We start from the raw sequence: 13,533 nt of genomic DNA on the forward strand, positions 1-13,533 counted from the left end.
GTTGCCGGGTGGCGCTGCGCTTACCCGGCCTACAAAAGCACCGTACCCTAGGCCGGGTAAGGCGAAGCCGCCACCCGGCTTTTTTATGGAGAAATTAAGGAGAAAAATAGCAGGGAAAAAGTAGAAATTCCCAATAAATGCGGCCACTTACAGAATAGGATTGCAGAGAATAACATCCTCCCCGTCCCTCAGATAATCTCCTTTCATCGGCCCACAACGGGCAAGATCAAGAAGGAGTACCTTATGTCTAAACTGAAACCTGTGCTTATCGCACTTTCGCTGATGCTGGTGGCTCCGATGGCGGCTCAGGCCTCAGAAATCACCCTGGTACCGGCGGTCAAACTGCAGATTGGCGATCAGGATAAGCAAGGACACTACTGGGATGGCGGCCGCTGGCGCGACCATGACTGGTGGAAATCTCACTACGAGTGGCGTGACAATCGCTGGCATCCTCATGGCGAGCATCATGATAATCGCCACGACGACCGTCATGACGATCATCGTCATGGACCGGACCGGAAGCACCATTAAACTGACCCCGCCAACTGGCGGGGTTTTGCGTTACTGCTCGTGGCGCTTAAACACCAGCTCACCTTTCCCTGATGCTTCCTCATCAAAGAAATAGCCTTCACTGTTGAATGCCTTCAACTGCTCTGGCTGCGTCAGACGGTTTTCAATGATGTAGCGGCTCATCAGTCCGCGCGCTTTTTTGGCGTAGAAGCTGATCACTTTGAACTTGCCGTTCTTCTCATCGAGGAACACCGGCTTTACGATCTCCGCGTTGAGCTTTTTCGGTTTCACCGATTTGTAGTACTCATCCGACGCCAGGTTGATCAGGATATTGTCACCCTGCGCCTTCAGCGCATCGTTCAGCTTGTCGGTAATGGTCTCGCCCCAGAACTGATACAGATCTTTGCCTCGCGCGTTCTCCAGGCGGATCCCCATCTCCAGACGGTAAGGTTGCATCAGATCCAGCGGACGCAGCACGCCGTACAGGCCGGAGAGCATGCGTAAATGCTGCTGGGCAAAATCAAAATCCGCCTCGCTGAGGGTTTCTGCCTGCAGACCGGTATAGACGTCGCCTTTGAAGGCCAGAATCGCCTGACGGGCGTTGGCCGGGGTGAAGTCTGGCTGCCAGTCGTGAAAGCGGGTGGCATTGAGATCCGCCAGCTTGTCGCTGATGCTCATCAGGCTGGCAATTTGCGGCGCAGAGAGCTTGCGCGCCTCGCGGATCAGCTGTTGTGAGTGATCCAGCAGTTCAGGCTGGGTATAACGCTCGGTGGCGAGGGGGCTCTGGTAGTCGAGCGTTTTAGCAGGTGAAATCAGAATCAGCATATCCAGTCCTTGCAGGAAATTTGGTGCGATTTTACCAAAAAAACCGCCTCGATTGATCGATGGCTGTTATTGACGCGGTAAATCATCCCAGGCGCCGGGCGCAAGTTGCGCTTCAATCTCGGGATAGCGCGAGACATCAAAAACAGGCTGGACGCCCAGCTTTCGCTGACGCAGATAATCCCGGGCTATCAGCACGATCACCGGGGAGAGCAGCAGGATTGCCGTCAGGTTAGTGATGGCCATCAGCGCCATAATGATATCCGCCAGCTGCCAGACCAGCGGCAGGCTTAACAGGGAGCCGAGCAGCACCATCAGCACCACGCCACCCCGTAATAGCCAGCGGGATTTCCGGGCATCGGGGTGTAAAAAGATCAGGTTGTTTTCGGCATAGATGTAGTTCACCACAATGGAGCTGAAGGCGAACAAAATGATGATAAAGGCGACGAAACCGGCACCCCAGCTCCCGGTCAGATTGACCAGCGCCTGCTGTACCAGCTGCACCCCTGCGGTATTAGCCGGGAGATCCACCGGGCCTGCCAGCAGCACGATCATCGCGCTGGCGGTGCAGATGATGATGGTATCCACGAAGACGCCAATCATCTGCACGATGCCCTGGGAGGCCGGGTGAGGAGGCCAGGAGGCCGCCGCCGCCGCGGCATTGGGGGTTGAGCCCATGCCCGCCTCATTGGAAAACATCCCGCGTTGAAAACCGGCCGTCAGGGCCTGGCTCAGGGTATAGCCCAGCGCACCGGCGGCGGCTTCGCGCCAGCCAAAGGCGCTTTTTACGATCAGGGTAAAGACCGCCGGTAACTGGTCGGCATGCCAGGCGCAGATCACCATGCTGGCGATCACCCACAGCAGCGCCATCACCGGCACCATCCACTGCATCAGCCGGGCTACGCCTCTCATGCCGGTAACGATCGCCGCCAGGGTGAAGAGGGCCATCACGCCGCCGGTAACGATTTCCGGACAGTTGAAGGCGAAACGCAGGGCATGGGCGACCGAGTGGGCCTGCACGGTATTGAAGATCAAACCGTAAGCGACGAGTAGGAAGAGGGAAAACAGCACCCCCATCCAGCGCATACCGAGGCCACGGGCCATGTACCAGGCCGGGCCACCGCGAAACTGCCCCTGCTTATCCGCTTCCTTATACAGCTGGGCCAGCGAACACTCGGCAAAGGAGGTCGCCATGCCGATGATCGCGGTCATCCACATCCAGAAGATGGCCCCCGGGCCGCCCGCCGAGATCGCCAGCGCAACCCCGGCCAGATTTCCGCTGCCGACCCGTGCAGCCAGGCTGGTGCAGAGCGCCTGAAACGAGGTTAAGCCTCCCGGCTGGTGGCTCAGGCTGTTTTTCAGATTAATGCGCAGTTGGGAAATGGAGCGAAACTGAATAAAACCGCAGCGAAAAGTGAACCAGATACCTGCCGCAAATAGCAGGTAAATCATTACCGAACCCCACAAAATTTCATTAACAAACGACAGATAATCAGGCATTAACGTCCCTCTTGTTGATGCCAAAGTGCATAGGTAATCGCTACTAATGAGTGAGCAAACAGGTAATTAGCAGTGTGGAATTTTGCCAAGTTTATCACAGGATCCTTCAGCGCATTGTCTGCGGTTGCGCTGACCTTCCGTCGTGTTATCATCAGGGCAGACCGGTTACATCCCCCTAACAAGTAAACCTGTCATTTTTCCGTTTCTGGCGTTCAGCTGGTAACGCGAATTATCCAGGGCAAGTTAAAGAGAAACACTATCATGACGGATAAATTAACCTCCCTTCGTCAGTTCACGACTGTTGTCGCTGACACCGGAGATATCGCGGCAATGAAGTTGTACCAGCCGCAGGATGCCACAACGAACCCTTCTCTGATCCTTAACGCTGCACAGATCCCTGAATACCGCAAACTGATCGACGACGCCGTTGCCTGGGCGAAAAGCCAGAGTAGCGATCGTGCTCAGCAGGTAGTGGATGCTACCGACAAACTGGCTGTGAACATCGGTCTGGAAATTCTGAAGCTGGTTCCTGGCCGTATCTCGACTGAAGTCGATGCGCGTCTGTCCTACGACACCGAAGCGTCCATCGCCAAAGCCAAACGCCTGATCAAACTGTACAACGATGCTGGCATCAGCAACGACCGTATCCTGATCAAACTGGCTTCCACCTGGCAGGGCATCCGCGCTGCAGAACAGCTGGAAAAAGAAGGCATCAACTGTAACCTGACCCTGCTGTTCTCCTTCGCCCAGGCGCGTGCCTGTGCAGAAGCGGGCGTGTTCCTGATTTCTCCATTCGTGGGCCGTATTCTGGACTGGTATAAATCCAATACCGACAAGAAAGAGTACGCGGCGTCTGAAGATCCGGGCGTGGTTTCCGTTACCGAAATTTACGAGTACTACAAGCAGCACGGTTATGAAACCGTGGTGATGGGCGCAAGCTTCCGTAACGTGGGCGAAATCCTGGAACTGGCTGGCTGTGACCGCCTGACCATCGCCCCTGCGCTGCTGAAAGAGCTGGCAGAAAGCGAAGGCGCGATCGAGCGTAAGCTGAGCTTCAGCGGCGAAGTGAAAGCCCGTCCTGAGCGCATCACTGAATCCGAGTTCCTGTGGCAGCACAACCAGGATCCGATGGCGGTAGACAAACTGGCGGACGGTATCCGTAAGTTTGCTATCGACCAGGAAAAACTGGAAAAAATGATCGGCGACCTGCTGTAATCATTCCCGCGTGACCGGGCTCCCGGTCACGCTACTTCTCTTGTTCCCTGTCTGAATCCCCCCGCTGCGTGTATCATTCCCTCAATCTGTATTGTTTGAATGGAATGGATATGAATACCTTACGCATTGGCTTAGTTTCCGTCTCAGATCGCGCCTCCAGCGGTGTCTACGAAGATAAAGGCATCCCCGCGCTGGAAGCCTGGCTGGCTGCTGCCCTGACCACCCCGTTTGAAGTGCAAACCCGCCTGATCCCGGATGAACAGGCCATCATCGAGCAAACCTTATGTGAACTGGTTGATGAAATGAGTTGTCACCTGGTGCTGACCACCGGCGGAACGGGCCCGGCGCGTCGCGACGTGACGCCGGATGCCACCCTCGCCATCGCCGATCGTGAGATGCCGGGCTTTGGCGAGCAGATGCGCCAGATCAGCCTGCACTTCGTACCAACGGCGATCCTCTCCCGTCAGGTAGGGGTGATCCGCAAGCAGGCACTGATCCTCAATCTGCCGGGACAGCCGAAATCCATTAAAGAGACGCTGGAAGGGGTGAAAGAGGCCGACGGTAAGGTAGTGGTCGCAGGTATCTTCGCCAGTGTACCTTATTGTGTACAGCTTCTTGAGGGACCTTACGTCGAAACCGATCCGCAGGTGGTAGCAGCTTTTCGCCCGAAAAGCGCGAGACGTGAAACAATCTCCTGAAATTAACATTTATGTGACATAAGCTGTAACAATAGTAGCGGGTTAATTCATTTACGGTATAGTAATTTTTTCTTTACGATCGCTGTAAATATAACTCAACAACTCAGCCCAAAATGGTTCGCTATGTCACATTACAACCGGCCTCTCAATCGTCAGGATTATAAGACTCTCACGCTGGCCGCCCTCGGCGGCGCGCTGGAGTTTTATGACTTCATCATTTTCGTCTTTTTCGCGGCGGTGGTCGGGGAGCTATTCTTCCCGGCTGATATCCCTGAATGGCTGCGTCAGGTGCAGACCTTCGGCATTTTTGCCGCCGGGTATCTGGCGCGCCCGCTGGGGGGCATCGTGATGGCCCACTTCGGCGATCTGGTGGGACGTAAAAAGATGTTCACCCTCAGTATCCTGCTGATGGCTGTCCCGACCCTCGCTATCGGCCTGCTGCCGACCTATGCCTCGATGGGCATTATTGCCCCGGTGTTGCTGCTGTTGATGCGGATCCTGCAGGGGGCGGCGATTGGCGGTGAAGTGCCTGGTGCCTGGGTGTTTGTTGCGGAACATGTGCCGGCCCGGCGGATCGGTATTGCCTGCGGGACGCTGACCGCAGGGCTGACGGTCGGCATTCTGCTGGGCTCCGTGGTGGCGACGCTGGTGAACACCAGCATGACGCAACAGGCGGTACACGACTGGGGCTGGCGTATTCCGTTCCTGCTGGGCGGCGCTTTTGGTCTGGTGGCGATGTATCTGCGCCGCTGGCTGCAGGAGACGCCGGTGTTCCTCGAGATGCAGCAGCGCAAGGCGCTGGCGCAGGAGCTGCCGGTCAAGGCGGTGGTGGTGCGGCACAGGAAAGCGGTGGTGGTGTCGATGCTGCTCACCTGGCTGCTGTCGGCGGGGATCGTGGTGGTGATTTTGATGTCGCCGGTCTGGTTGCAAAAACAGTACGGCTTTGCCCCGGCGGTGACGCTGCAGGCCAACAGTATCGCGACCATCATGCTGTGCTTCGGCTGTCTGATTGCCGGGCTGGCGGTGGATCGTATCGGTTCCAGCCTGACCTTTATTATCGGCAGCCTGCTGCTGGCCGGATCGAGCTGGGCATTTTATCACCTGGCGGGCAGCCATCCTGAGCAGCTGTTCCTGCTGTACGGCCTGGTCGGGCTGTGCGTCGGCGTGGTAGGCGCCGTGCCGTACGTCATGGTGCGCGCCTTCCCGCCGGAAGTGCGCTTCACCGGGATCTCCTTCTCGTATAACGTCTCGTACGCCATCTTCGGCGGGCTGACGCCGATTGCCGTCACCCTGCTGATGGGCGTGTCGCCCATGGCTCCCGCCTGGTACGTGCTGGCGCTGTCGCTGATGGGGCTGGCGTTAGGCATCTGGTTACGGCAAAAGCCTGTAGAAGCACCGGTCCTCGCCGGATAATAAAAAGGCCGGGCAATGTGCCCGGCCTTTTTGTTAGTGCGAAGGGGTAAAGCTCAGGATGATGTTGTCATCCGGAATGTCGGTAAAACCGTTAATAATGGCGTGATAGTCCGCCAGCGGATCCACATCCTTAAACAGCGTCGGGTAGAAGATTTTGCTCAGTGTCTCAATGGCGACGATGTTGTACGGGTTGTTATAGAAGTGGTGATAGAGCGCCCCGGTATGGCCTTGCGCGACCGCCGGAATGCTGGCGACGCCCTGACGCGTCAGCAGAGCGTTAAAGGCTGCGCTGACATCCTCAGCCGGGACGTTATAGCCAAACGGGATAATCGCCGTGCCTTTGCCCGGACGTTTTGAGCCGGTCATCAGGTAGTAATCCGGGTTCAGGGAGATGATCTTCTCCACCGCGATATTCCCGGTTGCCCCCGGCAGCAGCTGCGAGCCGATATTGGTCCCGCCTGCGGCTTCGACCAACCCGCCCCAGCCGTTACGCGCGTGGGTGAAGCAGCAGCCGTTATCCAGCCCGCCCACACCCGCAATGGGTTCGATAAACACCAGCGGTTTTTTGCTGACCGTTGCCAGACGCTGGTGGATCCTGTCCAGACGCTGCTGATAGAAATCCATATAGGTCTGCGCACGCTCGGTTTGCCCCATGACTTTGCCCAGCAGGGCAATACTCGGCAGGGTGTTTTCGACCGGGTGCAGCTCGTAATCCACGAACACGACCGGAATGTGCAGGGCTTCAAGCTGCGCCAGCACCCCGGACTGGACCAGCGACGGCCTGGCACGCAGCTGGGCAATCATCAGGTCGGGCTGACGGGAGATGACCGTTTCGAGATCGACATTGCCCTGGTCGGAAAATTTCATGTCGAGGATCTTCTCCGCTTCCGGCCATTTACGCTTCAGCACGTTCCAGGTTTCGGTGTCCTGCTTTTTCGGCAGGTTGTTCCACGCCACCACCCTGGCAAACGGGTTATCGCGCTCCAGCAGGGCCAGGGCGAAGATGTCGCGCCCATCCTGCAGAATGATGCGCTGCGGTTCGTGTTCAATGGTGACCGTGCGGTTATCCACGTCTTTAACCGTTACCGGCCAGTTCTGCGCCACAGCCAGCAGAGGCATAAATACCAGAGCCAGGCCGGCAGCGATGCGTTTTTTTAGCGTCATGTTTTCCCCGTCTTCTTTCTTATGGTGTTAACCCGTCGACCACCACATGCGGCAGCCCACGGGAACAGTATTCAACCCGGCCATCCACGCCGTATACCGTCGCCAGATTGGCGGGGGTGACGACTTCACCCGGCAGGCCGCTGGCAATCAGCTCGCCACCTTTCAACATCAGGGCAAAATTCGCATGGCGCAGGGCAATGTTGATGTCGTGGATCACCACCAGGGTGACGATATTACGCAGACGCGTTTCCCGGGCGACGATATCCATTACGTGGAACTGGTAGTTGAGGTCGAGCGCGCTTAAGGGTTCATCCAGCAGCAGTAGATCCGGCTCGCGGATCAGGGACTGGGCAAGGCCAATCAGCTGTTTTTGCCCGCCGGAGAGCTGATCGAGAAAGCTCATCGCGAGATGGGCCACGCCCAGTTTTTCCAGAATGGCATACGCTTCGTGTTCGACATTAAGCCCAGAAGTATTGCCGCTGGCCCGGCGGGCGACAATGACCGATTCCAGCGCATGCAGATGCACCCCCTGCGGCAGAGATTGCGGCAGATAAACCACCTTGCGGGCGCGCTTTGCCGGGGAGAGGGTCATCAAATCTACGCCATTGAGCTGCATTTCTCCCTGCGCGGGGTTCAGGTCAGCCAGAGCACGCAGCAGGGTAGATTTACCCGAGCCGTTCGGTCCCAGCAGGGCAGTGATCTGCCCGCGAGGGAGCTGGGGGGTACTCAGCCCACTGATAATCTTTTTCTTACGATAGCCAGTGTGCAGATCGCAGACGCGCAGGCCGTCGGTCATACGTTCCCCCGGTTGCGAATAATAATGCTGAGGAAGAACGGCACGCCCACCAGCGAGGTGACAATGCCCACGGGAATGATGACGCCGGGAACAATGTTCTTGGAAAATACTGAGGCCAGCGAGAGCACCAGGGCACCAATCAGCATGCTACCAGGCAGATAAAACCGGTGATCTTCGCCAAACATCATGCGGGCAATATGGGGTGCCACCAGGCCGATAAAGCCGACCGGGCCAACGAAAGCGACCGTCAGGGAAGAGATAATACTGATGCGTAACAGCGTCGTGAGGCGCAGCTGTTTCACGTTGATGCCAAAGCTGACGGCGCGATCCTCTCCCAGACGCAGCGCTGTGAGTTTCCAGGCGTTTTTCAACGACAGCGGCACGATAATCAGTAGCGCTACGGCCAGGATCGCCAGCTTATCCCACGAGGCTCTCGCCAGGCTGCCCATGGTCCAGAAGACCAGCCCCTGCAGGGTGTCTTCGCTGGCAACGAACTGCAGGATGGAAATCAGCGCGTTAAAGGTAAAGACCAGGGCGATACCAAACAGCACCACGCCGGAGGTCGCCACGCGGGTCCAGCGGCTGATGCCATCCAGAATAAAGCAGGCCAGCAGCGCAAAGACAAAAGCGTTGGCCGGAATGAACCACTTGTCGGCAATACCGGGAATGCCTAAACCGAGCACAATTGCCAGTGCGGCACCGAAGGAGGCGGCAGACGACACGCCCAGCGTAAACGGGCTGGCGAGCGGGTTATTGAGGATGGTCTGCATCTCGGCCCCGGCCAGCCCCAGCGCCATGCCGACAGCGACAGCCATCAGGGCAAACGGTAGCCGCAGATCCCAGACGATCACCCGCGTCCCGGCGTCGGCCGCGGCTGAATTGACCAGGGTGTGCCATAAGGTGGAAACGGAGATGCCTGATGGACCGAGCGTGAAATCGAGGATCAGGGAGCTAAAAATCAGGAAGAACAGCACCCCTGCCAGGGCAAAGCGCCGGACGAGAACCCTACGGTAATGTGACGCGACAGTGGATTCGCCAGTTTGGTCGCTGGCGGCAAGGCTGGAATTCATCGGTTAACCTTATGCTACACAACAGAATCTTTTCATCCCCTTGCGTTCCATATTGGGTGCTACCTGATATCCATTATCCGGGATGCGCGGGGTCACACTAATCGCAATGATAATGCTTATCAATTGAATCGGATGAATATTGCCATCCCGTTTATTAATCGTTTCTGTTGTGGCTGAAAATTGACCGGATATAAACGAGAAGGGGCATTCACAGGGGAGGCGATTTCGTGCCCGCAGGGCGGGCACGAAGGGGGATCAGTGTTTTTCACCAATCGGCAGAACGGTGCGACCGAACTGCTCGTTCAGTACTTCACCCATCGCCAGGTAGATAGCGCTGGCGCCGCAGACCAGGCCAATCCAGCCTGCCACGTGGATAATGGACTCGCCGTTCTCCACCAGGTGACCTACACACAGCAGGGCGAACAGCACGGTCAGGCTCAGGAACACAAACTGCAGCGCACGGTTACCCATCAGGGTGCCGAAGAACATGAACAGCGTGAAGACGCCCCACAGGCCCAGATAGACGCCGAGGAACTGCGGGTTCGCCGCTTCGGTCAGACCCATTTTCGGCATCAGCAGAATGGCGACCAGGGTCAGCCAGAAAGAGCCGTAAGAGGTAAATGCGGTTAAACCGAAGGTATTGCCTTTCTTATATTCCAGCAGGCCCGCGAAGATCTGTGCGATACCGCCGTAAAAAATGCCCATCGCCAGGATAACGCCATCCATCGGGAACATCCCGATATTGTGCAGGTTCAGCAGAATGGTGGTCATGCCGAAACCCATCAAGCCCAGCGGAGCCGGATTAGCCAACTTAGTGTTGCCCATAAGTCCTCAAAAAAATCATCATTAATATGGTGAAATGGTGAATCCCACGCCAATTCTCCCTGGCGGGGCGCGGCATCATAATGGGCGCTATCAGCGCCGTCTATGATCTAATCAGGGTGAAATTAAAAATTTTTTTATCCTTCCCCCTTGATGGATGCCGTTGCGACCCCATCTTGTAGTCAACCGCAGTGTGTGGACCTGAAAAAATTCAAATCTGGGCAGTTGAAAAAGCACCTTCTGCCCTTATTACAGGTACACAACCACATGTTGACTGAATTTTTAGTGGAGACGTTTAGATGGGTAAAATTATTGGTATCGACTTGGGTACTACCAACTCTTGTGTAGCGATTATGGATGGCACTACTGCACGTGTGCTGGAGAACGCCGAGGGCGATCGCACCACGCCTTCTATCATTGCTTATACCCAGGATGGTGAAACTCTGGTTGGTCAGCCGGCTAAACGTCAGGCAGTGACAAACCCGCAAAACACCCTGTTTGCGATCAAACGCCTGATTGGCCGTCGCTTCCAGGACGAAGAAGTACAGCGTGATGAAGCCATCATGCCGTACAAAATTATCGGCGCTGAGAACGGCGACGCATGGATTGACGTTAAAGGTCAGAAAATGGCACCGCCGCAGATCTCTGCTGAAGTGCTGAAGAAAATGAAGAAAACGGCTGAAGATTACCTGGGCGAACCGGTAACTGAAGCGGTTATCACCGTACCTGCATACTTTAACGATGCTCAGCGTCAGGCAACCAAAGACGCTGGCCGTATCGCGGGTCTGGAAGTCAAACGTATCATCAACGAACCAACCGCAGCGGCACTGGCTTACGGTCTGGATAAAGAAGTCGGCAACCGTACTATCGCGGTATATGACCTCGGTGGTGGTACTTTCGATATCTCCATTATCGAAATCGACGAAGTTGACGGCGAAAAAACCTTCGAAGTTCTGGCGACCAACGGTGATACCCACCTGGGTGGTGAAGACTTCGACAGCCGTATGATCAACTACCTCGTTGACGAGTTTAAGAAAGATCAGGGCATTGACCTGCGTAACGATCCGCTGGCTATGCAGCGCCTGAAAGAAGCCGCAGAAAAAGCGAAAATTGAGCTCTCTTCTGCGCAGCAGACCGACGTGAACCTGCCGTACATCACTGCAGACGCGACCGGTCCAAAACACATGAACATCAAAGTGACTCGCGCGAAACTGGAAAGCCTGGTTGAAGACCTGGTGAACCGTTCCATCGAGCCGCTGAAAGTTGCTCTGCAGGATGCGGGTCTGTCCGTCTCCGAAATCCAGGACGTTATCCTGGTAGGTGGTCAGACGCGTATGCCAATGGTTCAGAAGAAAGTGGCTGAATTCTTTGGTAAAGAGCCACGTAAAGACGTTAACCCGGACGAAGCCGTTGCTATCGGTGCTGCCGTTCAGGGTGGCGTGCTGACCGGTGAAGTTAAAGACGTACTGCTGCTGGACGTTACCCCGCTGTCTCTGGGTATCGAAACCATGGGCGGTGTGATGACGGCGCTGATCGCCAAAAACACCACTATCCCGACCAAGCACAGCCAGGTGTTCTCTACCGCTGAAGACAACCAGTCTGCGGTAACCATCCATGTGCTGCAGGGTGAGCGTAAACGTGCCGCAGATAACAAAGATCTGGGTCAGTTTAACCTCGACGGTATCAGCCCGGCACCGCGCGGTATGCCACAGATCGAAGTCACCTTCGACATCGATGCTGACGGTATCCTGCACGTTTCCGCGAAGGACAAAAACAGCGGTAAAGAGCAGAAGATCACCATCAAGGCCTCTTCCGGTCTGAACGAAGAAGAGATCCAGAAAATGGTTCGCGAAGCGGAAGCTAACGCCGAGTCTGACCGTAAGTTCGAAGAGCTGGTTCAGACCCGTAACCAGGGTGACCATCTGCTGCACAGCACCCGTAAGCAGGTTGAAGAAGCCGGCGATAAACTGCCAGCTGACGACAAAACTGCTATCGAGTCTGCACTGAGCGCGCTGGAAGCGTCCCTGAAAGGCGAAGACAAAGCGGATATCGAAGCGAAAATGCAGGCGCTGGCTCAGGTTTCTGAGAAGCTGATGGAGATCGCGCAGCAGCAACACGCTCAGCAGCAGGCTGGCGCGGGTGCTGACGCTTCCGCAAACAACGCGAAAGACGACGATGTTGTTGACGCAGAGTTTGAAGAAGTGAAAGACAAAAAATAATCGCCCTTTGAACGGGTAATACACTGGCACGGGCGAAGAGGTTTCCTCTCCGCCCGTGCACGCATGTTAGGGGCAGATAAAATAAGATGGCTAAGCAAGACTATTACGAGATTTTAGGCGTTTCCAAAACAGCGGAAGAGCGTGAAATCAAAAAGGCGTATAAGCGCCTGGCCATGAAATTTCACCCGGACCGCAACCAGGGTGACAAAGAGGCCGAAGCCAAGTTTAAAGAGATCAAAGAAGCCTATGAAGTCCTGACCGATGCCCAGAAACGAGCAGCATACGATCAGTATGGCCATGCTGCGTTTGAACAGGGCGGCATGGGCGGCGGCGGCGGATTTGGTGGCGGCGGCGCAGATTTCAGCGATATTTTTGGTGACGTCTTTGGCGACATCTTTGGCGGCGGTCGCGGTCGCCAGCGTGCGGCGCGTGGCGCAGATCTGCGCTACAACATGGAGCTGTCGCTGGAAGAGGCCGTACGCGGCGTAACGAAAGAGATCCGCATTCCGACTCTGGAAGAGTGCGACATCTGCCACGGCAGCGGTGCGAAAGTAGGTACCAAGCCGCAGACCTGTCCAACCTGTCACGGTTCCGGCCAGGTGCAGATGCGTCAGGGCTTCTTTGCGGTGCAGCAGAGCTGTCCGCACTGTCAGGGCCGCGGTACGCTGATCAAGGATCCGTGCAACAAGTGCCACGGTCATGGTCGCGTTGAGAAGACCAAAACCCTGTCCGTTAAAATTCCGGCAGGTGTCGATACCGGCGATCGCATTCGTCTGTCTGGCGAAGGCGAAGCGGGCGAACATGGCGCACCAGCAGGCGATCTGTACGTACAGGTTCAGGTGAAACCGCACGCGATTTTCGAACGTGAAGGCAACAACCTTTACTGTGAAGTGCCGATCAACTTTGCGATGGCGGCGATGGGCGGCGAGATTGAAGTGCCCACCCTCGACGGTCGCGTAAACCTGAAAGTACCTGGCGAAACCCAGACCGGCAAGCTGTTCCGCATGCGCGGTAAAGGCGTGAAATCGGTACGTGGCGGCGCCCAAGGCGACCTGCTGTGTCGCGTGGTGGTTGAAACTCCGGTTGGCCTGAATGAGAAACAGAAGCAGCTGCTGAGAGAGTTGCAGGAGAGCTTTGGTGGCCCAACGGGTGAGAACAACAGCCCGCGCTCCAAAAGCTTCTTTGATGGCGTGAAAAAATTCTTCGACGATTTGACTCGCTAATCGGTGAGCTGACGTTATTCTCAAAGCCCGGAAGCGATTCCGGGCTTTTTTTATGGCTGAAAAGATAGCTCGAAAAAACTG

Annotated in this window: 12 protein-coding genes; 6 read left to right on the forward strand and 6 right to left on the reverse strand. The window is 56.1% G+C overall.

Annotated elements, in window-relative coordinates:
- Positions 1-243 precede the first annotated feature (243 nt).
- Entirely contained in the window at positions 244-531 is a 288-nt protein-coding gene (locus tag WFO70_RS13625) for a DUF2502 domain-containing protein (protein ID WP_337016846.1), read from the forward strand.
- Between the two features lie 30 nt (positions 532-561).
- On the opposite strand, the gene yaaA is transcribed toward WFO70_RS13625, so the two are convergent.
- Together yaaA and WFO70_RS13635 are read right to left on the reverse strand one after the other, a co-directional pair.
- A complete protein-coding gene (yaaA, locus tag WFO70_RS13630; RefSeq protein ID WP_337016847.1) occupies positions 562-1,335 on the reverse strand; it encodes a peroxide stress protein YaaA in 774 nt (257 codons plus the stop codon).
- Between the two features lie 66 nt (positions 1,336-1,401).
- Positions 1,402-2,832 carry an alanine/glycine:cation symporter family protein gene (locus WFO70_RS13635; protein WP_337016848.1) on the reverse strand — a complete coding sequence of 477 codons (1,431 nt, stop codon included), beginning with the start codon at positions 2,830-2,832 and terminating at the stop codon, positions 1,402-1,404.
- A gap of 261 nt (positions 2,833-3,093) precedes the next feature.
- Between WFO70_RS13635 and tal the strand changes: the two genes are divergently transcribed.
- The 3 genes from tal (at position 3,094) to WFO70_RS13650 (ending at position 6,158) form a co-directional block, all read left to right on the forward strand.
- The gene (gene tal / locus WFO70_RS13640) at positions 3,094-4,047 is read left to right on the forward strand and encodes a transaldolase (protein ID WP_337016849.1); all 954 of its coding nucleotides are present in this window, start codon (positions 3,094-3,096) and stop codon (positions 4,045-4,047) included.
- Positions 4,048-4,157: 110 nt separating this feature from the next.
- On the forward strand, positions 4,158-4,745 hold the full coding sequence (gene mog / locus WFO70_RS13645) for a molybdopterin adenylyltransferase (protein ID WP_337016850.1): 588 nt from the start codon (positions 4,158-4,160) through the stop codon (positions 4,743-4,745).
- A 123-nt stretch (positions 4,746-4,868) separates the two neighbouring features.
- Positions 4,869-6,158: an MFS transporter gene (locus WFO70_RS13650; protein ID WP_337016851.1), complete on the forward strand. Its 1,290-nt coding sequence runs from the start codon at positions 4,869-4,871 to the stop codon at positions 6,156-6,158.
- 33 nt (positions 6,159-6,191) lie between these two features.
- Here the strand turns inward: WFO70_RS13650 and WFO70_RS13655 are convergent, their stop codons facing one another.
- The 4 genes from WFO70_RS13655 to satP form a co-directional block, all read right to left on the reverse strand.
- A complete protein-coding gene (locus WFO70_RS13655) occupies positions 6,192-7,322 on the reverse strand; it encodes an ABC transporter substrate-binding protein (RefSeq protein WP_337016852.1) in 1,131 nt (376 codons plus the stop codon).
- 19 nt (positions 7,323-7,341) lie between these two features.
- On the reverse strand, positions 7,342-8,118 hold the full coding sequence (locus WFO70_RS13660) for an ABC transporter ATP-binding protein (protein WP_337016853.1): 777 nt from the start codon (positions 8,116-8,118) through the stop codon (positions 7,342-7,344).
- Complete coding sequence (locus tag WFO70_RS13665; protein WP_337016854.1) at positions 8,115-9,188, reverse strand: FecCD family ABC transporter permease; 1,074 nt, start codon at positions 9,186-9,188, stop codon at positions 8,115-8,117. The genes WFO70_RS13660 and WFO70_RS13665 overlap by 4 nt, the downstream gene beginning before the upstream one ends.
- A gap of 255 nt (positions 9,189-9,443) precedes the next feature.
- Positions 9,444-10,013 (reverse strand): acetate uptake transporter, encoded by a 570-nt coding sequence (gene satP / locus WFO70_RS13670; RefSeq protein WP_337016855.1) that lies wholly within the window; start codon positions 10,011-10,013, stop codon positions 9,444-9,446.
- Between the two features lie 296 nt (positions 10,014-10,309).
- On the opposite strand from satP, the gene dnaK reads away from it, so the two are divergent.
- Positions 10,310-12,229, forward strand: a complete 1,920-nt coding sequence (gene dnaK / locus WFO70_RS13675; protein ID WP_106994183.1) for a molecular chaperone DnaK — start codon at positions 10,310-10,312, stop codon at positions 12,227-12,229.
- Between the two features lie 86 nt (positions 12,230-12,315).
- The gene (dnaJ, locus tag WFO70_RS13680) at positions 12,316-13,452 is read left to right on the forward strand and encodes a molecular chaperone DnaJ (RefSeq protein ID WP_337016856.1); all 1,137 of its coding nucleotides are present in this window, start codon (positions 12,316-12,318) and stop codon (positions 13,450-13,452) included.
- Positions 13,453-13,533: the final 81 nt, after the last annotated feature.

The sequence above is a fragment of the Leclercia sp. AS011 genome, assembly GCF_037152535.1.
Taxonomy (GTDB): domain Bacteria; phylum Pseudomonadota; class Gammaproteobacteria; order Enterobacterales; family Enterobacteriaceae; genus Enterobacter.